The following is a 25,489-nucleotide window of genomic DNA, read 5'->3' as shown; positions in this document are numbered from 1 at the left end:
AAGCTGAACACCTATTACTTATTACTTATTACTTAAGTGGGTGGGTGGAATTAAATATAAGATGAACGTAGGTTGGGCTTCGGCCGTGAGATCAGCCGAACGGTTGAAGCATGAAACCCAACCCCCGATTATGTTAAGCTACCGCTAACCCATCCTACAAATAATTGTGCCTCCCTACTTATTACTTTCTCCCCCGAACTTCATAATTCTCAATTCTTAATTCATCATTCTCCTATGTCTTCTATCTTTTATAAAAACGTCCGATTATTAGTTTTAACTATTTTAGCGATCGCAGTTTGGGGCTTATCTTCCTTTTTCAGTTTACCTCGTATGGAAGATCCCGAATTAACCCCTCGTTTTGCGGTCATTAACACCCAATTTCCTGGCGCAACCCCTGAACGAGTAGAAACGCTAGTTACTGATAAATTAGAACAAGCTTTACTAGAAGTCGAAGAAATTAAAAATATTGATTCTACCTCTCAGCTTGGCTTCTCCAGCATTACCATTGAATTAAATGACCAAATTACCGATGTTGATCCCGTTTGGTCACAAATTCGTGATAAAGTCAATGATGCTGTTTCTCAATTACCATCGGGAACTTCTCTCCCTGAATTTGAAGAATCAAAACCGAAAGCCAACGCCTTAATTGTTGCTTTAACTTGGCAATTATCAAGCCCTCCGAATTATGGCATTTTGAGCCGTTGGGCGCAAGAATTAGAAGATGATTTACGGTTAATTGAAGGAACAGAAAAAGTTGAATTATTTGGCAATCCTACGGAGGAAATTCGAGTTGAAGTTTCTCCCCAACAATTAACCCATTTAGGATTAACCATACAGTCCCTATCTCAACAAATCTTAGAAAGTGATGCCAAAGTTGCTGCCGGCCAATTACGAAGCGAACAAAGTAGCTTATTGCTGGAAATTGAAGGAGAATTAGATTCTTTAGACCGTTTAAATCGTTTATCAATTAAATCAGGTTCGTCTAGTCAAGTAGTGCGATTAGGTGATATTGCAAATATTAGTAAAGGAATTGAAGATCCCCCCAGAGAAGTCGCGATGATTAAGGGAAAACGGGCGATCGCAATTGCTGCTTTTGTGGAATCTGATAGACGCTTAGATTCTTGGATGACAGTCGCCAAGGCTAAGTTAGAAAGATTTGAAAAAAACCTTCCTCAAGGAATTGGCCTACACATTATCTTTAATCAAAGTCGTTATGTGCAGCAACAACTAGACTCGGTTTTATCAAACCTGATCATGGGTGCTGTCTTAGTTTTTGGGATCACCTTTGTGATCATGGGCTGGAAATCATCTTTAATCGTGGGAACATCACTTCCTTTATCAGTTTTGATGGTTTTTGGCAGTATGAAGGTGTTAGGCATTCCCCTACATCAAATTTCGGTAACAGGACTAATCATTGCTTTGGGATTATTAATTGATAATGCGATTATTGTGGTTGATGAGGTGCAAATGGCTTTAAAAGAAGAAGAAGGTATATCACCGCTCAAAGCCGTTGCTACTACCGTACATCATATTTTTATTCCCTTACTCGCTTCTACCTTTACCAGTGTTATCGCTTTTTTGCCCATTGCTACCGCTTCAGGAGCAACTGGAGAATTTACCGGAACGATTGGAGTAACCGTAATTTTAGCCCTAATTAGCTCGTTTATTCTATCTGTCACCGTGATTCCCGCCTTAGCGGGAAGATTACATCATTGGCAACCAACCCCCACAAATGGATATTGGTGGCAAAGCGGATTTACCCATTCTCGTTTAACCTATCTTTATAAGTGGAGTTTAGATCGCACTTTTCAACGTCCCTTATTAGCGATCGCCCTTATTCTTATTCTTCCCTTATGGGGTTTTATTAGCTTTCCTACCCTACAACAACAGTTTTTCCCCCCCACCGATCGCGAACAATTTCATTTAACCTTTGAATTACCCATCAGTGTGTCTTTACCCGAAACCCAGTCTCAAGTGATGCAAGCCCGAAAGTTAATCTTACAGCATCCTGAAATTCAAGACGTTCAATGGTTTATTGGGAAAAGTGCGCCCTCTTTTTACTACAATGTCTTACAAAATCGAGAACAATCTCCTAATTATGCTCAAGGAATTGTTCAACTTCAGAAAAACGTCAAGTCGGGTGCGTTAATTCGCACCTTACAGCAAGAATTAGATCAAGCCTTTCCCCAAGCGCAAATTATTGTCCGACAATTAGAACAGGGTCCTCCTTTTGATGCACCGATTGAATTACGCTTATATGGGTCAGATTTAGCCCAATTACAGGCTTTAGGCGATCAAGTTCGCGCCGAATTAGCTAAAACCCCTGATATTATCCATACTCGCGCCACTTTAAGCGAAAGTTTGCCCAAATTAGCTGTCAATCTTAATGAAGAAAAGCTACGTTTAGCAGGGTTAGATAAAAGAGCCGTTGCTCGTCAATTAGACACCAGTTTAGAGGGAACAGTCGGAGGCTCGATTTTAGAAGGAACAAAAGAACTACCTGTGAGAGTTCGGACTTCTAATAGTCAACGGAGCAATCTAGCTGAAATTAGCTCATTAAACCTCTTATCTTCAGGAAATTCTGCAACTTCATCGACAATTGTTCCCTTATCAGCGGTGGGAAATGTGGAAATTGTCCCCGATATTGTTGCTATTTCACGTCGTAATGGCCAAAGGATGAATACCATACAGGGTTTTATTCCGGCTGGTGTATTACCGGAACAAGTACTCTCTGAGTTTGAAAAACGATTAGAAATGAGTAATTTTCAGTTACCCTATGGTTATTCATGGGATTTTGGCGGAGAACAAGGAGAACGTCAGGATGCTTTAAGTAATTTGATTGCAACTCTTGGGGTTTTAGCGATCGTTATGGTGGCCAGTTTAGTCCTCACTTTTAATTCTTTCCGTATGGCTAGTATTATTATCATAGTTGCCATTTTATCTTTAGGACTAGGCTTAGGATCATTGGCCTTGTTTAATTATCCTTTTGGGTTTACAGCGATTTTAGGGATCATTGGACTGTTAGGAATCTGTGTTAATGATTCAATCGTAATTCTTGACGCTTTGCGTCATGATGCTCAAGCCAGCCTTGGTTCACGTCGAGCAACTCGAAATGTGGTTATGCGAGCTACTCGTCATGTGGTAGCAACCACCTTAACCACGATTATCGGGTTTATCCCTTTATTATTTGATCCCAGTGGTTTTTGGCCACCTCTTGCGATTAGTATTGTTGGTGGGTTAGGTGGCGCCACTTTAATAGCGTTATATTTTGTTCCTTCCGTATATGTACTCTTATGTCGTAAAAATCTTGCACAGAGTGCTAAACCGCAGTAACGGTATGATTATCGCAGTCATCGAAAATTTGGGTCTGAAACCCCGTCGTTCTACGACGGCTTTACTGTTAAATATTAGAACATTTACGAAATATATGCTAGAATGTGAGACATGGAAAAAGCCTATTCGTTTCGATTTTACCCCACACCCGAACAAGAGTCGCTATTGCGGCGCACTTTGGGCTGTGTAAGATTGGTTTACAATAAAGCTCTCCACGAACGAACACAAGCTTGGTATGAAAGACAAGAAAGAGTAGGCTACGCTCAAACTTCTTCAATGTTGACCGATTGGAAAAAACAAGAAGAATTAGACTTTTTAAACGAAGTTAGCTGTGTACCTTTACCACAAGGGTTAAGACACCTACAAACAGCTTTCACTAATTTCTTTGCTGGTCGTACTAAGTAGGGTCTGCTGAAAAAGTTTTTCCTGGGGGTAGGAGTCAGGAGTCAGGAGTCAGGAGTCGGTCGTTTCAGGCTTTGTTGCCCTTGTTTTTTGTACCAAGCGATGTACCACAAGAAGGATAATGCAAGGTTTTTGAAAGTCCCAATCCTATTTTCTTGCACTAACATCGGACTTTAACAGGTCAAAAGCCTTATTTTAAAAGGGTTTTACCATTATTCAGCAAGCCCTAAGTATCCTAACTTTAAGAAAAAACATCAGGGAGGAAGTGCCGAATTTACCAAATCTGCTTTTAAATTCAAAGACAGACAAATCTATTTAGCTAAATGCACAGAACCTTTACCTATTCGATGGTCAAGACAAATACCAGACGGATGTGAACCAAGTACAGTAACAGTCAGATTACATCCCTCAGGACGTTGGCATATTTCAATAAGATTTGATGACCCAACGATTAAGCCATTACCCCCAACCGATAAAGCCATCGGAATTGACTTAGGAATTAGTAGCCTCGTGATTACCAGCGATGGCGATAAAGTGTCTAATCCCAAGCATTTTAAAAAGCATTATCGGAGACTGCGAAGAGCATCGAAAAATCTTTCTCGAAAACAGAAAGGCTCAAAGAATCGAGAAAAAGCGAGAATCAAAGTAGCCAAGATTCACGCTCAAATCACCGATAGCAGAAAAGACCATTTACATAAGCTAACCACTCAATTAGTTCGTGAAAACCAAACGATTGTGGTTGAGAATTTAGCCGTGAAGAATATGGTCAAAAACCCGAAATTATCTCAGGCAATATCTGATGTAAGCTGGGGAGAAATAACCCGACAATTAGCCTATAAATGCCGTTGGTATGGGAGAAATTACATCGAAATAGATAGATGGTTTCCTAGTGGGACTTAAACGCCAAATAAAGATCAAATCGAGTATAATCGTTAAAGAGTAAGCACTTTACGTTGAAAGATCAGCGATGAAAGAGACAACCCCAGCCGCGATGCCCCCATGCTTTGACCGATGGTGTCGGCGGTTTGACAATTGCTTCAAAAACGAAGCGCAAAAAAACGGCTTCAGACAATATTTAGGAGGATTATTAGGGGAAAGTGAGAGGAAAAACCTCACTCAAATGGCCAATAATGCCGTCGGAGTAGTTTATAACCGATTACATCACTTTTTGACCGAATCTCCCTGGTCAGACCGTCAGGTGAATGAATGTCGGTTGCAAGTGATGAACCAATGCCGCCAGACGCAAATCCCCCGAGGATTTTCCCTGATTGTCGATGACTCAGGACATCGAAAAAGTGGCAATCTGACCGCCGGAGTTGGCAGGCAGTACCTAGGAGAAATTGGCAAGACAGACAACGGAATAGTCGCCGTCACTACCCATCTCTACGACGGCAAAAAAAGTGTCCCCCTAGACATTGAAATTTATCAACCGGCTAGTTCCTTAGCCGAGGGGAAAGAAGACAAAGAATTTAAGAAGAAACCAGAGATAGCGATAGATTTAATTGACCGGAGCTTAACCAGAGGCTATCGACCGAAAATCGTCTTAATAGATGCTGGTTATGGCAACAACACAAATTTTCTCAAAGCCCTGGAAGAAAGAAAGCTAAAATACTTAGGAGGATTGGCAAAAAATCGAAAAGTAATTATTGAAAAAGAAGGGGGTGTGGAAGAAACAATCCAGCTTGAGCAACTAGCAAAAAGCCTATCAGAAAAGGATTGGGAGAAAATCACCCTAAATCTAGATAAAGAAAAAACGGTTTGGGTAGCGGTATTCAGAGCGAAAATATCTCAACTAGAAGGAGAAAGGAACTTGGCGATCGTCATGAATGCAAGTTCAATGGAAAAAGCCACAGAGGTGGACTATTTCATCACCAATGTAGTTGAGGCAGATACAGTAACAGCTTCGTGGATAGTGAGGACTTACACCGAAAGAAATTGGGTGGAAGTATTCTACCGAGAAGCCAAAGGATGGTTAGGGTTAAGGGAATATCAAGTCAGGGATAAACGAAGCTTACTTCGTCATTTTATCCTGGTGTTTTGTGCCTATACATTTATCCTGTGGCATAAGTTAACTGGGGGATTGCAAAGGCAGTGGGCGAATCGACCTTTAAACACTTTTGTGGAAGCCTTGGAAGCTTTTCGGACAGCGATGTCTTTCCGTTTCTTTGAGTGGCTGACCGAGAATCGGGATGTGTTTGCCGCTTACAAAGCCAGTTTAGGCTTTGTTTGGGCTTGAAATTTGTTTAAGTCCCACTAGCTCTAAAAGGTGTAGTAATTGCGGGTATATTGCCCTTGAAAATGCCGTTAAATGTTCGAGAATGGGACTGTCCAGACTGTGGGACTCACCATGACCGAGATATTAACGCCAGTAAAAATATTTTGGCCGCAGGGCTTGCGGTGTCAGTCTGTAGAGCGACCATAAGACCAGAACAGAGTAAATCTGTTAAGGCAGGTGCGAAAAATCCTTCGGGACCCCAAGCAGAAACCCAAATCGTGAGGTTTGGGAATCGCCGTCCGTTTTACGGCGGCGAGGATGTCAATTTGTCCTGCCATCAAGAGTGAGGAAGAGTCTTAACTCATCGTCCGCTCATTTTTGGGAGCAAGATGGGGTCGAAGAGGTGGAAAGGCGTTGTCAAATTGAAAGATGATCCGAATCAGCACCGGAACTGAAATTACTTTGATAGCAAGGATTGCATTGCATCTTTCATATTCTGATCTGACAACGCCAACTACTGAGCGTTCGACAAAAGCTCACGCCGAAGTCTCACACCGAAGTCTCACGCCGAGGTCCGAACGGGTGTGGGGTTTTAAGCTAAGAGGCATTTTAATCGCCTATCCGATTAGCTGAATCTCTCCCCATCCCTTTACTGTTGCCTCTTGTTTCATCTAAACAAGCAATTTAACTGCGCGGGCAGCCCCGGATCTTACCTAGGGTCTGCTGAAAAAGTTTTTCCTGGGGGTAGGAGTCAGGAGTCAGGAGTCAGGAGTCGGTCGTTTCAGGCTTTGTTGCCCTTGTTTTTTGTACCAAGCGATGTACCACAAGAAGGATAATGCAAGGTTTTTGAAAGTCCCAATCCTATTTTCTTGCACTAACATCGGACTTTAACAGGTCAAAAGCCTTATTTTAAAAGGGTTTTACCATTATTCAGCAAGCCCTACCTAAAATGTCGAATGAATGCCCCCGCTAGATTTTTCGACAAGATACTCACCTTTGCGGGGGATGAAATCCGACCAGAATATCAATGACCCTGAGCGAAGCCGAAGGGTCAACCCCAGAGCATCGGTTTAATTCCACCATCTGTGGGTAAACTCTGTTATCGAAAAAATCGGGTCTAAAACCTCGCCTTAAGGCGAAAAGTTTTGGGAGCGGGGCATAAATCCCCGTTACAAAAACGGCCGACCGCCCCCTGCCGACCGCCCCCTGCCTTCGTTAATCCCACATTCCGCACCCTCAACTGTCACATAAGCTGTCCCCCTCCAGAGACTTGAGTAAAAATACCTAGCTGGTGAAGGTTTTCTCGGTGGCCGCTAGGGGGGTCTTGAGACCCCTAATTATGAAAAAATAGGAATTGTTGGAAAACTGAGGCGAGTGGACTGTTCGACCATGAATCAATCAACAGAAATTGAAGTCAAAAATCTAGACCATCTGGGATTAGTAGCCGGAATTATCGATGAAATAGGAATCGTTGAAATTATCAACGAACAAGTCTCAATTGAGCGAGGAGAAATTGTCACAGCGGGGCAAGTCGTGAAAGCAATTATCCTGAATGGATTGGGATTTGTCTCCCGAGCCTTGTATTTATTTCCTCAATTTTTTGAAGATAAAGCAACCGAACATCTGCTGGGAGAGGGCATCGAACCCAAGCACTTGAATGATGATAAAATTGGTCGAGTAATGGACAAACTTTATCAACTTAATGTTTCGGTCATTTTCCTACTCATCAGTTTAGCCGCCGTGAAAAAATTTGGTGTAGCAACCGAGAACTCCCATTTAGATTCGACTTCTCTATCAGTAGAAGGAGAATATAAAAAGGAATACCCAACAGTAGAAATCCTGAAATCAGGAGCAGTGGGAGAAGAAATTGAAACCAGACAACAGCCAATAAAAATTACCTACGGATACTCCCGCGACCGACGACCTGACTTAAAACAATTTATGATTGACTTAATCGTAAGTGGGGATGGAGATGTACCTTTATTCCTGAAAGTAGGGGACGGAAATGAAGCGGACAAAGCGGTTTTTGGTCAAATCGCCCGAGAATTTAAAAAACAAGTTGACTTTGACAGTTTAATAGTCGGCGATAGCGCCCTCTATAGCAAAGAGAATTTAAAACTAATGAAAGAAATGCGTTGGTTGTCTCGAGTACCATTAAGCATTAAAGAGGCTCAAGAGTTAGTCGATAGCATCTCAGAAAAAGAGTTAACCGATTCAGAAATACCGGGTTATTCCTGGCGGGAAACAAGCTCTAACTATGGGGGGATAGAACAAAGATGGTTGCTAGTTGAAAGTCAAGCTAGACAAGAATCAGACTTGAAAAAATTAGAGAAAAAAATCGAGCAGGAAAAGAATTCTGCCCAAGAAAAAATCCGGCAACTATCCCGAAGAGAATTTGAGAATAGAGCGGTGGCGTTGGCGATAGCCAAAGGATTATCTGACTCCTTAAAATCTCATCAGTTAACGGAGATTAAAGTCAATCTCATTCCGCCTGAGTCCCAGGGGTCAAAACTCAAATCAAAAGACGATTTACCCTCTCAAAGCTATCAAGTTCAAGCCAAATTAGAGTTGAATTTGACCGCCATTGAGAGGCTAAAGAAACGAGCAGGACGATTCGTTTTAGCAACTAACGATTTGGAGAAACAACGATTAAGCAGTGAGGATATACTCAAAAAATATAAAGGGCAACAAGCTCCGGAAAGAGGATTTTCTTTTCTCAAAGACCCCTGCTTTTTTGCCCACAGTGTCTTTCTCAAATCTCCCCATAGAATCGAGGTCATGGCCATGCTCATGGGCTTGTGCCTGCTGGTTTATACTATTGGTCAAAGACAACTTCGTTTAAGTTTAAAACAGCAGGAGACGGGACTGAAAAATCCGTTGGGTAAGTTAACTGACCGACCGACGTTACGCTGGATATTTCAGTGCTTTCAAGGGATTCATCTCCTACGTATTCAAGACAATCAAAAGATTAGCAACTTAACGGATGAGAGGCGCAACATTTTGAGATTTTTTCCCAAACCTTGCCAGGAATATTATCTCTTATCTTGACCAGATGGATTGACTTCAAGGGGTGACAAAACTTAAGCACTACTCGAACATCTCGACGCTAGATGTTAAGTCTGATTGCCCAGCCATTCTCAACAAGCACTGTTTATTGAGAATGACCGGGGGAACTCTGAAATTTTCGGCTTAGTTGCCGGCAGCTTGCCGCCAACTCACTCCTCTAGATAAGTATTTTGACTCGCGCCCCTTCCTCTTTTGAGACGTTGTGACACTTAGGGTGCGGAATGTGGGGTTAATGATGTCTGCCATCCCCAAGCTCAAATTATCTGGCAATTAGCGATTAATTAGGCTACTATAACTAATATCCCCCCCCATTGGCCTCGATTTAGAACTGGCTTTTATCCGTCCCCACCTTATCATCGATTTTTTTCCAGAATCTTATGTCTGAAACTATCACTCCCGCCATTAGCGATCGCATCTGTAAACACAGGAACAAAGATCACGGTGATGCCGTGCTTTTCTACTTAGGTCTATCGGCGGTATTATTAAGCTTACATCTACCGGCAGCGGCGCAAAATTGTCGGCCACTTTCTCTATTAGGCGGTGAAGGTAGTGAAGTTACGAAAACTGTCTCACAACCCACTGTTCCAGGGCCTTTCGGTGTCACCATAACTCGTAATAATTGGAATACCGATTGGGCAGTGCCGGGGGGTAGAAGTTTTCAGAGGTTTATCGTTACGGTTTCTGTCCCCCGGGCTGCCTCCTTTGATATCCGGCTGTTTCTCAAGTATAGCGATCAAACTAACGAGGAATTTTTTAATACTAATGGAGTACGAATCGAACCCGATAAACCCTTAACAATTACTGCCACAGTACGGGCAAATGATCAACCTTTTTTAGTCAATCTTTTTGTCAATGGTATTCAGCACATCGGTAATACCTACACCGCTTCTGTTGTCGGTTGTGAACGATAAAATATATAGGGTGTGCTGAAAAAGTTTTTCCCGGGGGCAGGGTGTGGGGTTTTAAGCTAAGAGGCATTTTAATCGCCTCTCCTTAGATTAGCTGAATCTCTCCCAATCCCTTTACTGTTGCCTCTTGTTTCATCTCAACAGGCAATTTATACTAAATCCAGTTATTAAAGACTGATTCTCTATTCCTCCTTTTGCCTCTTGCCTCTTGCCTATCCTCATAAGTAGCCTATACTCAACGGATTTAGTATTAAATGCGCGGGCAGCCCCGGGATCTTACTCTCTACCCCGATTGACCTTCAGTGGGACAATTAGGGTTTGCGGCAAAAAGCTTTTCGGTGGTGGCAGGGTGTGGGGTGTGGGGTGTGGGGTGTGGGGTTTTATCGATTTTCAGGTGGTCAACTACCTAATTTTCTGGGAAAAAGTCCAGGAATTTTCCCCCCGATCCCCGCAATGGCTGGCACTTTTTGAGGGGAAAAAAGTCCAAAAGTCTTATCCAACAAGGTTTTTAGATTTATTCAGCAGACCCCAATTAGATCGATGCACAATTAAGGATTTTTGTCAAGAAAATAATATTAAACTTATTATTGATGTCTGCCATGCCCACGCCCAAATTATCTGGCAATTAGCGATTAATTAAGCTACCCTAACTAATATCCCCCCCATTGGCCTCGATTTAGAACTGGCTTTTATCCGTCCCCACCTTATTATCGATTTTTTTCGGGAATATTATGTCTGAAACTATCACTCCCGCCCTTAGCGATCGCATCTGTAAACACATGAACAAAGATCACGGTGATGCCGTGCTTTTCTACGCTCAAGTTTACGGTAATATTACCGATGCAGAAACCGCTCAAATGCTCTCCATAGATCCCCAAGGCATGGATTTAGCCGTAGAAAAATTAGGGGAGAGTCAAACAATTAGAATACCTTTTGAGCGCACCCTAGAATCAGCCAAGGATGCCCATAATATCCTCGTTGAGATGCTAAAAGTTAATCAAACTACCCCTTGACAAAGCCCGATTTTGCGACTATCACCGAAAAAGACCAACCTAGAGAAGTAGCCCATGAATCAGGTTAATAGTACGGGAATAAAAATACCCAAGTCTGGCTGGCGTTTACTGCCTTTTTTAGTCTTGGGTGTGCTAGTTTTTGCCTTTAATTCCTCCCTAGAATTAAATTATCTAGTTAAGGGTTATATTACTCTCTTGGAATTACAGACAGGCATCGTGGTTTTATACTTTCTTTTGGCTAAATTAGGGAAATCTCAAAAATTATGAGAAATAGAACTATAGCGGCTTTACTAGCCTTTTTTCTTGGTTATCTTGGCATCCATAAGTTTTATCTAGGGGAGAATTTGGCAGGTGTTCTCTATCTACTTTTCTTCTGGACTTTTATCCCCGGCATCATTGCTTTTTTTGAATTTATTGGTTTAATCATCATGTCAGATCAAGCTTTTGATGCTAAATACAATCCTAACTATCTCCCCAGCAGTACAGAGCGAGGACTGCCGGAATCAGGTCAGCAAAAAACCGCTACTTTACTCCAGCTTAAAAAACTTTACGATCAGGGAATTATTACTGCTGAAGAATACGAAGAAAAACGCAGAAAATATTTAGATTCTCTTTAAAAAAATATGTCTAATCTCTCTCCTCGCCCTCCCGAATCTTCCGAGTGGATCTGGCTATCCTTAGTCCCAGTTTTCGGTGGGCTTGCCATTGCTAATGCTGGCAAAAAAACTAATAACCAAAGCTGGTTATCCGTCGGCATTGCTTTGACAATTATCTCCCTTATTTTCCTTACACAAGAGTCTTTTATCGTAATTTGGTTTGCCCAAATCGGCCTGGGTTTATACATCCGTCAACAGCTTAATTCCCATCCAATAGCTTCGGCAAATAGAACCGATTCCAGACAGTCATCCTCTCCTCTCGAAAAAATTGATATTAACAGCTGTTCCACCAACGATCTGGTTTATAAATTAGGGTTGCCGATTGTCTATGCCAATGATATCGTTTCTGTCCGTAATGAAGGACATATTTTTACCCATTTAGAAGAATTACACTTCCTGGCTGGTTTACCAGAAAATTATCTCAAAAAATTGGAACCTTTGATTATCTTTGCCTACGATATTCGCCAAGAAGTTGACGTTTCTTGGCGTTGTTTAAACTACTACTCCGTTGCGGAATTAGTCAATCTCGGTCTTGACTTTTCCCTGGCTGATAAAATTGTCGCCGAAAGAGAAAAAAACGGTGTCTATCGTTCGGCGATCGAAGTGAGAAACCGGACAGGTATTCCCTTAAAATCCTATCAGCAATTGCTCTAATTGGCGTGATTCTAGTTATAGCTTAAATTGCTTTTCTATCAAAGACACGATCCAACTTCTAGGTAAAAAACGGGGCAGATTGACGATAATTTTATTACTGAACTTCCCCTGTATAAATATACTAGCTATGGCTCAAAGTCTTACAGAGCCTGAGTTAAAGCAATGTAATACTAATAAACTACTGGGTACAAACTCCTGAAATCCTTACGCAGACAGGGTTTGAGGCAAAATTTTTCAAATTTGACCCTTCGACCATTATAGCTTGTTTCCGGGCAGAAAACCATCAAAAACATGGCTACAGAGGGAATCGCTGACTCTAGAGATTAATGACCCCATCTGTTACAATAAGGTTAGCGATCACTATACAGCCAACTCTACGGAATCGCTCTACTCTAGATACAGTCAACGGTACAGCCATTTTCAAAGGGAAAATGTACCCAGTAGCGTCTTTTCAATTTTTTCTGAGAAGCTCCAGGCAGTAAGGGTTTTGTTAATTTTTTAGTATTTCTGTATGGGGGAAGTCCAGTTATTAGCAAATTTACCGGCTAAGCTAAACGGCGCTTAACCTGCATGATCCAACAGCTATAACCCTTTTGGAGTCTATATCGGTGATCCGAAGTAAAAGCCGTTTAGCTTACCACGTTGGGGCGCTTGTTTGCCAAGGCAGTTAAAGCCTCTTGTACTACCACTTCCGCCGAATCTAACCGGCCGTTTTTGCCCATAAAGGCACTGGGAAATCGGGCCACCTCAAAAAAATTCGATTCCGTCGGACCGGGGCAAAGAGCAAGGATTTCAACGCCTTTGTCTTTATTTTCTGCCCAGAGAGACTCGCTAAAACTGAGGACAAAAGCTTTTGTCGCCGCATAGACGGAAAGATAGGGCAGCGGTTGAAACCCAGCAATGGAAGCAACATTGATAATTGCCCCCCCAGCACCAGCAAGCATCGGACGGAGAAAATAGTGGCTTAATTCCACCAATACCAGATTATTTAACTGGATCATTTCTAACTGTCGGGCTAAATCCTGCTCGCTAAAAGCACCATAATCACCAAAACCGGCATTATTGACCAGTAAATCAACGTTGATTCCTTTTTGGTTCATCGTATCATATACAAGCTTTCCCGCCCCGGCAACGGTCAGATCTTGAACGATAACTGTCACTTTTACCCCGTATTGTTCCTCTAATTCCGCTGCTAATTGTTCTAGTTTATCTCTGGATCTAGCGACTAAAATTAGCTCCATTTGCCGTTGGGCAAGTTGACGGGCAAAGACGACACCGATACCAGTGGAAGCACCGGTAATGAGGGCTGTTTTCATAGAAGATCAATCAAAAATAGCTTTTTTGCTGGAATTGTACCACAATTACCCTTCCATTTACAGTTCTTAACTTGGCGGGGAAGGCATTTTTTCAACTCAGAATATATGTTAGGCTAGAAATAGAACAAAGGTCGAGGGAGGTGCAGAAATGACAGTTATAAGCTTCACTGATCAAGATATTGCCAAGTATACCGCCGCTGATATTGCGTCTTTGGCCGAACGACTAGAAAAAGATGAGTATAGTAACCCCTTCGAGGCTTTGCGGGATTGGCATCTGCTGCGAGCGATCGCTTTTCAAAGGCAGGAATTAGCCGAATCTTATCTTTATCTGTTGGATCTAGAAGCCTACGATGAGGCTTAAAGTGGCTTAGTTAAACAAAACTTAACACAAATTACTGGGGGTGTGAGACTAGCACACCCATTATTTTTGATTATGATATTCTCCGGCTGAAAAAAGCCCCTAGCTTTTTGCCCCTTCTTTCCCTACTATCAATAACAAAGTATTTTTAGGCGATCGACTAAATTATGGGCAAACAATACAACGTTTATGGGATCGGTAACGCGCTCGTCGATATGGAATTTCAAGTCTCTCCTGAATTACTGCAAGAATTGGGCATCGATAAAGGAGTGATGACGCTGGTGGACGAAAATCGTCAAACCCAGTTGATGGAAAAATTGGCTCTTGATTGTAAACGCAGCGGTGGCGGATCGGCGGCGAATACCCTAGTAGCGATCGCTCAGTTGGGGGGTAGAGGTTTCTATTCCTGTAAAGTGGGCAATGACGAATTGGGCAAGTTTTATCTGCAAGATCTGCGCGCCTGTGGTTTGCATACCAATGAACACGGCGGCGAAAAAGAGGTGGGAATCACGGGAAAATGTCTAGTTTTTGTGACTCCCGATGCCGATCGCACCATGAATACTTTTCTCGGCATCACCGGGGAAATTTCCGAACGGGAATTAGTCCCTTCAGCGATCGTTAATGCCGATTATCTCTATCTCGAAGGTTATCTCGTCACCTCTCCCACTGCCAAAGCTGCCGCTATTAAAGGGCGAGAAATTGCTCAGGCTGCTGGAGTCAAAACCGCTTTATCCCTGTCGGATCCCAATATGGCGATCTTCTTCCGGGAGGGATTACTGGAAATGATCGGAACGGGGTTAGATTTCGTTTTCGCTAATGAGTCGGAAGCTTTGACTATTTCCGGCAGCGAGGAAATTGAGTCAGCGATCGCCTATTTTAAAACCATTGCCAAAGGATTCGCTATCACCCGGGGTGCCAATGGTTCTTTGATCTATGATGGCGAAAATCTCCTGGAAATTGACCCCCATCCCGTACAGGCGATCGATACCGTCGGTGCGGGGGATATGTATGCAGGTGCGTTTCTCTACGGTATTACCCACGGTATGGGTTACAAAGGAGCGGGAAATCTCGCTTCTCTAGCGGCTGCCCGGGTGGTTTCTACTTTTGGGGCGCGTTTACAAACCGAGGAAATTCAATCCCTGCGCGATTTGATCGTTTTGGGATAGGTTTTGTCAGTGATCGGAAGTCAGTAGTCAGGTTTGGTAATGATTTGGTAGTAGTGGCGTAGCCCTCTTGCTTACCTGGTATGAATTGTGTAAAATATTTATGAATAAAAATAATTGCAACCCGCTCAGTCTTTAAACCTCTAGCTTGATCATGACTTTTCTGATAAATATCTTTTTCTGGCTCCTGTCTGGCTTACTCAAATAAGTAGTCATGCAAAATTAATTACCCAAATAAAAAATTAAGAAGTATAATACATAAAAAAACGAAGCAGCAGGAAAATACAATGAGATTGATTAGAGACCTAAACCCCGAGAGCCAGAAAATGCTAGAGAGAATTTATCGAGCTAGTAAACATCATCAAGTAAGAGAGCGAGCGAAATGTATACTCTTAAGTTTTCAGGGAACCACGATAGAAGAATTGAGCGGAATATTTGGAGTTACGAGAAAGACCATCTATAATTGGTTGACGGCCTGGGAAGATAGAAAACTAATTGGTTTTTATAATCGTCGAGGAAGAGGGAGAAAACCTAAATTGACAGAAGCACAAGGTCAACAAGTTATTGACTGGGTAAAAGAAGAACCGAAAAGCTTAAAAAAAATCCAGATAAAAATTGTAGAAGAAGGGAAATTAACCGTAAGCAAAGACACGATAAAAAGACTCATAAAAAAAATCAACATGAGGTGGAAAAGGGTGAGAAGAGGGGTCGCCAAAACCCCTGATGAGTGGGAGCTTGAGGTCAAACTACCTATTTTAGAAGAACTAAAAAAACAGGAAAAAAGAGGAGAGATTGAGATAGGATATTTGGATGAAATGGGAGGGGATTCAAAGCCTTGTATTCCTGACGCTTGGCAAGAAGAAAAAACCACGATAAAGTTACCACCAATTGAAGGTAAAAGACTAAATATTTTAGGAATAATGAAACGAGATAATCAATTATTTTATGAGACACAGGTCGGAACGGTTACTAGCGAGATAGTTATTAATTTTCTGGATAAATATTGCCAAAATATACAGAAAAAAACTGTCATAATAATTGACCAAGCTTCCATTCATACCAGCGAGGCATTTATGGAGAAACTTGAGGAATGGGAAAAGAAAAACTTGAAAATATTTTGGTTGCCCACTTATTCACCTCATTTAAATTTAATTGAAATATTATGGAGATTTTTAAAATATGAATGGATTGAATTTAGCGCCTATAAAGACCGAAAGAGCCTCCTCGCTTACGTTAAAAAAGTGCTGGACAATTTTGGAGGCGAGTATGTAATTAATTTTGCCTAGGTACTTATCAGTCTAGCACCGAACAAAGTACCCCCTTCACCTCTATTCCCCTGTCCTAATTGTGGTTCTCACCATACTATCAAGAATGGTTCTATTCATAATGGAAAACCCAAACGTCAAGGTAAAGAGTGTGGTCGTCAGTTGGTGATCAATCCCACTAATAAAACCGTCTCTGACGAAACCAAACAATTAATTGATAAACTCTTGCTCGAACGAATTTCCTTGCGAGGAATTGCTAGAGTAACAGGGGTAAGTTGGTCATGGTTACAAAACTATGTCAACAATAAACTGGCGGCTGTCCCCCTTCAAATAAAGGTTTCGGACAAACTAAAAGGTAAATTAGTTAGAGAATGTGATGAGATGTGGTCTTGGGTTTTTTCTAAGACGATAAAGGTTTATATTTGGCGGTTAATTGATAGAAAGACAAGAGAAATTATTGGTTGCTATGCGCGGAGATAGGAGTCGTCAATCAGCTAAAAAACTTTGGGGCCAGTTTACCAGGTGTTTACCGACAATGCGCGGTTGCTTACACAGACTTTTGGGAGTCCTATAAGACAGTAATTCCTAGTAAACGTCATCGGGCAGTAGGTAAAGAAACTGGTCAAACTAATCATATTGCTGAACTTCCCCCGTATAAATATACTAGCTATGGCTCAAAGTCTTACAGAGCCTGAGTTAAAGCAATGTAATACTAATAAACTACTGGGTACAAACTCCTGAAATCCTTACGCAGACAGGGTTTGAGGCAAAATTTTGAAAAATTTTTCAAATTTGACCCTTCGACCATTATAGCTTGTTTCCAGGCAGAAAACCAGCAAAAACATGGCTACAGAGGGAATCGCTGACTCTAGAGATTAATGACACCATCTGTTACAATAAGGTTAGCGATCACTATACAGCCAACTCTACGGAATCGCTCTACTCTAGATACAGTCAACGGTACAGCCATTTTCAAAGGGAAAATGTACCCAGTAGCGTCTTTTCAATTTTTTCTGAGAAGCTCCAGGCAGTAAGGGTTTTGTTAATTTTTTAGTATTTCTGTATGGGGGAAGTCCAGATATTGAAAGATTAAATAATACCTTTCGACAAAGGATTTCTCGGCTGGTGAGAGAGAGTCTATCTTTCTCTAAAAAAATGGAGAATCACGTTGGGGAGCCCTTTGGTATTTTATCCATGACTACAATGCACAGCAAAGCAAAGGATTAAGCCGCCATCACTACTACCGAATCACCACCTGAGTTTTCAGTTCACTGTTTCCTCACACCAGAAGTCTGACGGAGTAGTGGCTTAGATGTGTAATTAATTTTGCTTAGGTACTTACTAAGGCAAAAGGTGGGGAAGTACAAATCAAATCGACACTCTCATCCGGCAACTCCCCCATCAGTGTCAGGCTATTACCCAAATAAGCAGAACCAAGCCGAGTCTCATAATAGGGATTTCGGCTGATTTTGATTAAACCATCGTACTCAGTAACAATTGGCACTACTTTATTTTCTAGCTATTTTTCCTAACTTCTAACCCTGGTTATCGGTCAGGGGTCGATGTTTCTCGACCAAATCGATCGCCTGGGTGACACTTTCCGGGAAAATTACCACTAAACCACCCTCAGAAACCGTACTTAAAGCCTTCTCTAAAGCCTCCGTTTCATCGAGAATAACTTCCGGACGCAAACTGGCATTTTCTTGGCTAATTCCCCTGAGAATTAAATCGGCCACTTCCCCCCGGCGGCGACCGCGAGTATCGTTATCTTCCTTAACAATAATTCGATCGAACATAAGCGCCGATAATTTCCCTAATAAAATTAAATCATCATCGCGTCGATCGCCAGGTCCCCCGACCACGCCGACTTTTTCCCCGGACCAATTGCCGACAAAACCGCCGACGGCTTCGTATCCGGCCGGATTATGGGCATAATCGATTAAAGCGTGATGGTGTCCCAAGTCAAACAGGTTCATCCTGCCGGGGGTCTGGGCCACGGAAGGTTTAAAAGTTCGCACCCCTTGGCGAATTAACTCGATATCGATACCCTGCACAAAAGTCGCTAAACAGGCAGCCAGGGCGTTAGCAATCATAAAAGGAGCCATTCCCTGCATAGTCACGGGAATATTGACCGCTTCCTCGATTCTCAGCGTCCATTCTCCCTCTAGAATCGACAGATAGCCATTCTCATAAATGGCGGCCATGCCACCGCGACGGATATGGTCGTGAATAATCGGGTTATCGGGACTCATGGAAAAATAAGCGACTCTTCCCTTAACTTTTTCGGCCATACCAACGGTCAAAGGGTCATCGGCATTTAAAACCGCGTAACCCTCGGCGCTAACCACCTCGGCCACAACGCTTTTTACTTTCGCCATTTGTTCGATGGTGTCGATATCACCGATACCCAAATGGTCGGCGGCCACATTTAACACCACCCCCACATCACATTGATTAAAAGCTAAACCCGATCGCAGGATACCACCCCGGGCCGTTTCTAACACGGCAATCTCCACCGTGGGATCCTTCAAAATCATACTGGCACTGTAAGGACCGGTGTTATCGCCCTTTTCTACCAGATAATCATCGATATATACGCCGTCCGTCGTGGTAAATCCGACTACTTTCCCCGTTTGTCGGCAAATATGAGAAATTAAGCGGCTAGTGGTGGTTTTGCCGTTAGTTCCCGTAATCGCCAGAATTGGCACGCGACTGGGAGTCCCGGGGGGGAATAACATATCGATAACTGGGGCGGCGATATTGCGAGGTAAACCGCGACTAGGGGCGACGTGCATCCGAAAACCGGGGGCGGCGTTGACTTCTACGATCACCCCGTCCACTTCTTTCAGGGGTTTGCGGATATCATCTGTCACCACATCGATACCGGCAATGTCCAAACCGATTAATTTTGCCACTCTTTGGGCGATCCAGACGTTTTCGGGGTGAATTTCGTCGGTACGATCCACGGCGATGCCGCCGGTGCTTAAATTAGCCGTGGCCCGCAGATAGGCGATCGCTCCTTGGGGTAAAATGCTGGTTAATTCATAGCCCTGTTTTCCTAGCACATTAAGGGCGGTTTTGTCAATGGTTATTTTAGTTAAAACGTTGGCATGACCGTCACCCCGGTTGGGATCCTGATTAGTAATTTCGATTAATTCTTCTATAGTTGAGCGCCCATCACCGACGACGTGAGCGGGGATCCGTTCGGCCACGGCGGCGACTTTGCCATTGATGACTAAAATTCGGTGATCACTGCCTTTATAATACCTTTCTACGATCACGCTGCGGGTTTTCGAGGCGGCACTGGCTAGATCATAAGCTTCCTCTGCTTCCTGTTGAGTTTTAACATCGATGCTGATGCCCCGGCCGTGGTTGCCATCGAGGGGTTTAATGACGATGGGAAACCCTCCCACTTCCTCAATTGCCGCTGACAACTCATCCAAGTATTGAATCACCGTACCCCGGGGGACTGGAATCCCACCATCCTTGAGGATAGTTTTCGTGCCTTCCTTGTCACAGGCCAACTCAACGGCTAAAATCCCCGAAAAACTGCTTAAAGTGGCTTGAATGCGCTTTTGGTGAACGCCATAGCCCAATTGCACCATGGCACGAGCGCTCAGGAGTAACCAGGGGATATTTCTAGCTTGTGCTTCTTTGACGATGGTTTCGGTACTCGGACCAAGGGCAGCATTATTGCATAAATCGCGTAAATCGGCTAAATCCTGGTCGAATTCTTCCTTAGAATAGGTTCCCGTATCGACAAGGGATTGACACAAACGCACGGCAGCCCTACCCGCATAACGTCCCGCTTGCTCGTCAACGTACTCAAATACCACGTTATAGACTCCGGGGGTGGAGGTGGCTCTAGTGCGACCAAACCCGACGGGAGTTCCTGCCAATTCCTGCAATTCTAGGGCGATATGTTCGATAATATGGCCCATATAAGTACCAGTGCGGACTCGTTCAAAGAAACCGCCGCGATAACCAGGGGAGCAGTAATGTTCGACTAAACTAGGGAGAACGTCGATTAGTCCCTCGTAAAAGCCTGGGATTTCATTCGATGGCTTCTCTGCCAGATCTTCGAGATCCAGACGCATAACAATGAGCTTGTCGCGACGAATACTCCAGTAGTTGGGACCGCGCAGGGTTTGGGTTCTGAGAATTTTCATGATATAGCTGATGTTCGCTGTTGAGAAGCACAAAGAAGCCGTTGTTTATTGTCTGGTTTTCCGAGATTAGTAAACTGTTCATAGTGAACAGTTTTTCAGGAGTTTTTTTACCCCAATTTAGCGATCACTTGCTGTTTTTTGAGATGATAGCCATCACCGTAGGCAAGAATATGTACCCGCAGATTATGCAGACTCAGGGGTTCGTTAGCGGTGACGTGATGGTGGTTGGTGTGGGACATTTCCCTAGCATCAATTACCGTCACTGTACCGCAGCCGATTACCGTCATCGTGCCATCCCGTTCAAACATAGCGCAGGTATCCTCATCGATGCCAATTCCTAAACGTTCGGGATAACCGGAGATAGCGCTCATTAACCGAGCCATGCGGTTGCGATTGTGGAAGTGTTGATCGACAATGACTTCAGGAATGAGACCTAATCCCATGGCCATATCCACTAGGGCCCGATTGGGTGCTTCCCCGCTGCTGCCCCCAGCAATCATGTGATGACCCATAACGGCGGCCCCGGCGCTAGTTCCGGCCAGGGTTAATTCTCCCTGTTGCACTCTTTGTCTGATTCTTTCCATCAGGGGAGTATCGGAGAGCAAACCGCATAAACGCAGCTGGTCGCCTCCGGTCATAAATACACCTGTACACTCTTCGATGTAGGCTTGAAATTGGGGGTCTTCTCCCTGTACGCGATCACGAATATCGATAACTTTGACGTATTTTGCCCCCATTTCCTCGAAAATCTTCTGATAGCGATCGCCGATTAAAACCGGTTCTCTGGAAGCGGAGGGAACAATAGCGATCACTGCTTCGCTACCCCCAGCGCGATTCCAAAAGGTATGCAGTATCTCTTTACCGTGGACTTTATCCTCGGCACCTCCAATGACTAAAATCGCCGTTTTGAGAGATATGGGGGTAGGATTTTGGTGGTGTTGGGTTTCTAGCTCGATGATCATGTCACTGAACGAATAGACATTTTTAGGGATGGAAGGTTTTTCGGGAAGATGGACAGGTATCTTGATGTTATTTTCCCTGAACGGTTGACGGAAAAAAATGCGGTTTAGGAATATTTTTCGGGACATCAAGCAATAGTAGAGGCGATTTTAGCAATTTTCTTCGATCCACTGGCAATGACGGACTGTTAGTTAACTTTAAGTCTAGGCTAGACTTCGATCACTCAAGCTAGAGCCAGAAAAACCCCTAGACAGTACAGCATAGTCTATCATGTTATCGAGATAGACTAGCGCCAAATTAGCAAGATTTTAACCGATCGAACCGTGACAAAATGATACATTAAACACTATCCCAGTCTAGGCCTTAATTTTCCCCGTGCAGTTTGACATTATTACTCTCTTTCCCGATTTTTTTACTTCACCGCTGCAGTCGGGGTTGTTGGCAAAAGCTCTCGAACGCGACATCGCTAGGGTAAATTTGGTCAATCTCCGGGATTTTGCCCACGATAAACACCGTCGTGTCGATGATGAACCCTACGGTGGTGGTGTGGGAATGTTACTAAAACCAGAGCCAATTTTTGAGGCGATCGAGTCTTTAGAAATTTTACCACCCCGGGAGATCGTGCTGATGACTCCCCAGGGGGAACCTCTCCATCAAGCTTTACTGAAAACTTGGGCCGGTAGTTATCAGCAGTTAATTCTCATCTGCGGGCATTATGAAGGGGTAGATGAGCGGGTTTGTGAGCATTTGGTGACTAGAGAGGTATCTTTAGGGGATTTTGTCCTAACTTGTGGGGAAATCCCTGCTTTAGCGATTATTAACGGGGTGACGCGGTTGTTACCTGGGACGGTAGGTAAGGCAGAATCGTTGAAATTGGAGAGTTTTGAGGCAGGTTTATTGGATTATCCCCAATATACCCGGCCGCCAGTCTTTCGCGGTTGGCAAGTGCCGCCGGTTTTGCGATCGGGTAATCATCAGGATATCGCTGATTGGCGCTATCAACAACAACTCGATCGCACTAAGGAACGTCGTCCGGATATCTGGCAAAAATGGCTAGAGGAACAGGATTAATCCCCCAAAATGCTGGCTCGCTGCCTACAATTTCAGGTGATTAAGGGCTAAATTCCGTTGTTGGAGAGCGAATTGATGGCTAGGCTCTAGTTGTAGGGTTTGGTTAAAAGAAACCACTGCTTCCGAGAAACATTTTAACTTGTAGAGACAACAACCCCGTTGATACCACGCCTCAGCCTTTTGGGATTGTAACTGTAAAGCCTTATTATAAGCGGCGACCGCTTCACTGAGTCGTTCTAATTCCCGTAAAGCTTCGCCTTTGCTAAACCAAACATTAGCATCGGATTTAATGGCCAGGGCCTGATTATAGGCCGCTAGACCTTCGGCATAACGTTGCATCTGACAGAAAATCATGCCTTTGTAATGCCATGCTTCCAGATAATCTGGCTGCAGTTGAATCGCCTTATCCAAAGATGCGATTGCGGCGCTGATTTGTCGTAAATTAGCTAAAGCGATGCCGCGATAAAACCAAGCCCGAGCATTATTAGTCTCTAATTGAATTACCTGATTAAAAGACCCTAAAGCTTCAGGAAAACGCCCTAATCGTTGCAAGGCCAGACCGCGGTTATACCAAGCATTGACAAAATTGGGCTTTTTCCGCAGGGACTGCTGATACAATTGAACTGCTTCGCAATGCTGCCCCAAATCGAGATGCGCGTTACCGCGATAAAACAACTCCTCGGCTGAAATTTCCTGCACTAAAGCTTGTTGTTGACGCAATTGCAGTAACTCTTTTATGGCATCTAAAACTTCTGCTGCCGAGGGAAAGCGTTGGCGCCAGTCATAACGGGTCATTTTATCGATAATAACTGCTAGATCATCTCTAACATCGGCCTGATCGCGCCAAGCGATTTCTCCGGTTTCGGCATCTTCGGGAAATTGCGTCGGTTTGAGACCAGTCAAGGCTTGAATAGCGATGATTCCCACGGCATAGACATCGCTAGACAATCGCGGTTTATTTTGCGCCTGTTCACTAGGCATATAACCAGGGGTGCCAATCCCAATAGACACACTGGTCTGTTTTGCTTTTAGCCATTGAGTCCCCACTTGTTTGACTCCGCCAAAGTCGATTAAAACTAGCTGGCCCTCTTGGCGACGGATAATATTATGGGGTTTGATATCTCGGTGAATAATGTTATTTTGATGGACAAAAGCGAGAACTTCCAAGATATCTTTTAATAACTGAATTACCTGACTCTCTTCTAAACGCTTACCCTTAGAGATTTCCTGACTAAGATCGTGACCATCGATAAATTCTTGAACGATATAAAAAGACTTATTTTCCTGAAAACTGGCGAAAAATTGCGGTATTTGAGGATGATGGCCGAGTTTTTCTAAAGCTCTGGCCTCACTCTCAAATAATCCTATAGTAACTTCGTTAACCACTTGGGGGATTAACTGTTTGACCACACATTGAGGACGGCCGGGGCGATAGTTATCTTGGGCTAAAAAAGTTTGACCGAAAGCCCCTTGACTTAGAGGTTTAATAACCTGGTAACGTCCCCCGATAATTAGTTTCATGGTAGCCATAGGATTATCTTTACCCTAGAGCAGCTTGACGGGACGGTTAACAGCCAAAGGGGTTAACTTGCTCATGCCCATCTTGCCAGTTAATTGATATATTACCAAAAAATTGGGTTTAAAGCCTCGCCCTTTGAGGGCGACTTGATCTGATGTATGATATTAAGAATAGGGGGCCGGGTAAGCAACCGCTTAAAAAACCCAGTCATCAACCGATGAACGCACCTTGAAAACTAGAGTTATGGGGTTCTCTAGGGGAATGCTCCTAAGTAGGGTCTGCTGAAAAAGTTTTTCCTAGGGGCAGGGTGTAGGGTGTGGGGTGTGGTGCGATTCGTTGGCTAGAAACTAGACAGTAAGACGTTTAGAGGATTAGCCGCTTGGTAAATGTAGTACCTTGATAACTTTATAACCCTACAGGTGCGGGTTAGTAATAACCTTAGTCCTGTCCTCTAGATGCCTAGAGTGACGGCATTTCCTGCTGCTTTAGACTTGGTACATCTGAGGTAGTGAGCGAGGAAAAAAAAGCGGTATCTGATAGCCTAAATCAGAAACCCGTTGAGCCAGAACTTATGGATAGCCCTGGGGCGAAGATACGAATTAACCATCGTCAACACCCACGAGCCAAAAGGCTGACAGGCTCGAAACAAAAGTTAACAGAGTTGGGGCTGATAGCTTACACCACTATCAGTAAGGCATTCCCGTTGCTCTGTTGTGGACAGTATCATCCTAATGGTTCAACCAATGGTTATAGGGAACGAAGTAACCCTGATTGACTCTGCCCGTTCGGGGCAGTAGGAAACCATCCGCAAGTCAATAGAGGGAGAGGATGTCCTTAAAAGCCAAGGCTTTGAGTAATATCAAAGATATGCTGACAAAGGACGGGTAACTAGGAAGTCTAAGCAACAATCAACGGTCATATACGCCCTAAAACCAACAATCTTGTCTGGTGGGGATACAGCCAAGAGGGTTGAATAGACAAGGAAATAATAATTCCCATTATTATTCTACTAATGACAGTAGCCTAGTTACTCAGGAGCCGGATACGGCGAAAGTCGTAAGTCCGGTTTTGAAGCAGGGGGTGGGAAGGCGACTTCCTGCTCTACTGTAACGGGTGTGGGGTTTGACCGATTTTGAGGGGGTCAATTACCTAATTTTCAGGGAAAAAGTCCCTGAATTTACCCCTGATCACTCCCATATCTGGTACTTTTTGAGGGGAAAAAAGTCCAAAAGTCTTATCCAACAAGGTTTTTAGATTTATTCAGCAAACCCTAAGTAGTCGTGCAAAATTAATTTCCTAGTGAAGATAGGCAAGAGGCAAGAGGCAAGAGGTGGTTAGATATGTGTAATTAGGGACTTCCAAAAAATAAACTATTCATGCTCAAGAATAATAATCATTCTCGGAGTGTAGGAGGTAGGGGT

General features: G+C 43.5%; 17 protein-coding genes and 7 pseudogenes. 18 read left to right on the top strand and 6 right to left on the bottom strand.

Annotation, left to right across the window (positions count from 1 at the left end):
- Positions 1-234: 234 nt before the first annotated feature.
- The 12 genes and pseudogenes from MAE_RS12060 (at position 235) to MAE_RS12010 (ending at position 12,247) form a co-directional block, all read left to right on the top strand.
- The gene (locus MAE_RS12060) at positions 235-3,333 is read left to right on the top strand and encodes an efflux RND transporter permease subunit (RefSeq protein WP_012265822.1); all 3,099 of its coding nucleotides are present in this window, start codon (positions 235-237) and stop codon (positions 3,331-3,333) included.
- Positions 3,334-3,444: 111 nt separating this feature from the next.
- A pseudogene (locus tag MAE_RS12055) lies at positions 3,445-3,732 on the top strand (helix-turn-helix domain-containing protein); the annotation flags it as partial.
- Between the two features lie 231 nt (positions 3,733-3,963).
- Positions 3,964-4,626, top strand: a pseudogene (locus MAE_RS12050) (RNA-guided endonuclease InsQ/TnpB family protein); the annotation flags it as partial.
- Between the two features lie 76 nt (positions 4,627-4,702).
- Positions 4,703-5,971, top strand: a complete 1,269-nt coding sequence (locus MAE_RS12045; RefSeq protein ID WP_012264345.1) for an IS701-like element ISMae34 family transposase — start codon at positions 4,703-4,705, stop codon at positions 5,969-5,971.
- Positions 5,972-5,990: 19 nt separating this feature from the next.
- Positions 5,991-6,232, top strand: a pseudogene (locus tag MAE_RS29525) (zinc ribbon domain-containing protein); the annotation flags it as partial.
- Positions 6,233-7,339: 1,107 nt separating this feature from the next.
- Positions 7,340-8,998 (top strand): IS1634 family transposase, encoded by a 1,659-nt coding sequence (locus MAE_RS12040; protein WP_012265817.1) that lies wholly within the window; start codon positions 7,340-7,342, stop codon positions 8,996-8,998.
- 395 nt (positions 8,999-9,393) lie between these two features.
- The gene (locus MAE_RS12035; RefSeq protein ID WP_012265816.1) at positions 9,394-9,927 is read left to right on the top strand and encodes a hypothetical protein; all 534 of its coding nucleotides are present in this window, start codon (positions 9,394-9,396) and stop codon (positions 9,925-9,927) included.
- Positions 9,928-10,216: 289 nt separating this feature from the next.
- Positions 10,217-10,564, top strand: coding sequence for a hypothetical protein (locus MAE_RS36420; RefSeq protein ID WP_012265815.1), 348 nt, complete (start codon positions 10,217-10,219; stop codon positions 10,562-10,564).
- Positions 10,565-10,655: 91 nt separating this feature from the next.
- Positions 10,656-10,937 carry a DUF2470 domain-containing protein gene (locus tag MAE_RS12025; RefSeq protein ID WP_002798894.1) on the top strand — a complete coding sequence of 94 codons (282 nt, stop codon included), beginning with the start codon at positions 10,656-10,658 and terminating at the stop codon, positions 10,935-10,937.
- Between the two features lie 54 nt (positions 10,938-10,991).
- A complete protein-coding gene (locus MAE_RS12020) occupies positions 10,992-11,204 on the top strand; it encodes a hypothetical protein (RefSeq protein ID WP_002761887.1) in 213 nt (70 codons plus the stop codon).
- A complete protein-coding gene (locus tag MAE_RS12015; RefSeq protein ID WP_012265814.1) occupies positions 11,201-11,554 on the top strand; it encodes an NINE protein in 354 nt (117 codons plus the stop codon). The genes MAE_RS12020 and MAE_RS12015 overlap by 4 nt, the downstream gene beginning before the upstream one ends.
- Positions 11,555-11,560: 6 nt before the next feature.
- Positions 11,561-12,247, top strand: coding sequence for a helix-hairpin-helix domain-containing protein (locus MAE_RS12010; protein ID WP_002798891.1), 687 nt, complete (start codon positions 11,561-11,563; stop codon positions 12,245-12,247).
- Between the two features lie 15 nt (positions 12,248-12,262).
- Here the strand turns inward: MAE_RS12010 and MAE_RS36080 are convergent.
- Both MAE_RS36080 and MAE_RS12005 read right to left on the bottom strand, forming a co-directional pair.
- Positions 12,263-12,361: pseudogene (locus MAE_RS36080) on the bottom strand (oxidoreductase); the annotation flags it as partial.
- A gap of 518 nt (positions 12,362-12,879) precedes the next feature.
- Positions 12,880-13,563, bottom strand: a pseudogene (locus MAE_RS12005) (SDR family NAD(P)-dependent oxidoreductase); the annotation flags it as partial.
- A 148-nt stretch (positions 13,564-13,711) separates the two neighbouring features.
- Between MAE_RS12005 and isiD the strand changes: the two are divergent.
- From isiD to MAE_RS32115, 5 genes and pseudogenes are all read left to right on the top strand, one after another.
- A complete protein-coding gene (gene isiD, locus MAE_RS12000) occupies positions 13,712-13,924 on the top strand; it encodes a protein IsiD (protein ID WP_002796844.1) in 213 nt (70 codons plus the stop codon).
- 164 nt (positions 13,925-14,088) lie between these two features.
- Entirely contained in the window at positions 14,089-15,087 is a 999-nt protein-coding gene (locus tag MAE_RS11995) for an adenosine kinase (RefSeq protein WP_002761882.1), read from the top strand.
- Between the two features lie 284 nt (positions 15,088-15,371).
- A complete protein-coding gene (locus tag MAE_RS11990) occupies positions 15,372-16,370 on the top strand; it encodes an IS630-like element ISMae24 family transposase (protein ID WP_012265275.1) in 999 nt (332 codons plus the stop codon).
- A gap of 5 nt (positions 16,371-16,375) precedes the next feature.
- Positions 16,376-16,980: pseudogene (locus MAE_RS29515) on the top strand (IS1 family transposase); the annotation flags it as partial.
- A 449-nt stretch (positions 16,981-17,429) separates the two neighbouring features.
- Positions 17,430-17,608, top strand: a pseudogene (locus MAE_RS32115) (IS1 family transposase); the annotation flags it as partial.
- A 71-nt stretch (positions 17,609-17,679) separates the two neighbouring features.
- Here the strand turns inward: MAE_RS32115 and MAE_RS32110 are convergent.
- The 3 genes from MAE_RS32110 to MAE_RS11975 all read right to left on the bottom strand — a co-directional run bounded on the left by MAE_RS32110 (position 17,680) and on the right by MAE_RS11975 (position 21,480).
- Positions 17,680-17,853 (bottom strand): hypothetical protein, encoded by a 174-nt coding sequence (locus MAE_RS32110; protein ID WP_002798890.1) that lies wholly within the window; start codon positions 17,851-17,853, stop codon positions 17,680-17,682.
- A 31-nt stretch (positions 17,854-17,884) separates the two neighbouring features.
- Positions 17,885-20,518, bottom strand: a complete 2,634-nt coding sequence (gene cphA / locus MAE_RS11980) for a cyanophycin synthetase (protein WP_012265809.1) — start codon at positions 20,516-20,518, stop codon at positions 17,885-17,887.
- 107 nt (positions 20,519-20,625) lie between these two features.
- The gene (locus MAE_RS11975) at positions 20,626-21,480 is read right to left on the bottom strand and encodes a cyanophycinase (protein ID WP_012265808.1); all 855 of its coding nucleotides are present in this window, start codon (positions 21,478-21,480) and stop codon (positions 20,626-20,628) included.
- 373 nt (positions 21,481-21,853) lie between these two features.
- On the opposite strand from MAE_RS11975, the gene trmD reads away from it, so the two are divergent.
- Complete coding sequence (gene trmD, locus MAE_RS11970) at positions 21,854-22,549, top strand: tRNA (guanosine(37)-N1)-methyltransferase TrmD (protein ID WP_002798887.1); 696 nt, start codon at positions 21,854-21,856, stop codon at positions 22,547-22,549.
- Positions 22,550-22,573: 24 nt separating this feature from the next.
- Here trmD and MAE_RS11965 read toward each other — a convergent pair whose 3' ends face one another.
- Positions 22,574-24,079 (bottom strand): tetratricopeptide repeat protein, encoded by a 1,506-nt coding sequence (locus tag MAE_RS11965; protein ID WP_231859773.1) that lies wholly within the window; start codon positions 24,077-24,079, stop codon positions 22,574-22,576.
- Positions 24,080-25,489: the final 1,410 nt, after the last annotated feature.

Source organism: Microcystis aeruginosa NIES-843 (genome assembly GCF_000010625.1).
GTDB lineage: Bacteria > Cyanobacteriota > Cyanobacteriia > Cyanobacteriales > Microcystaceae > Microcystis > Microcystis aeruginosa.
This window is presented reverse-complemented; position numbering and strand designations above follow the sequence as displayed.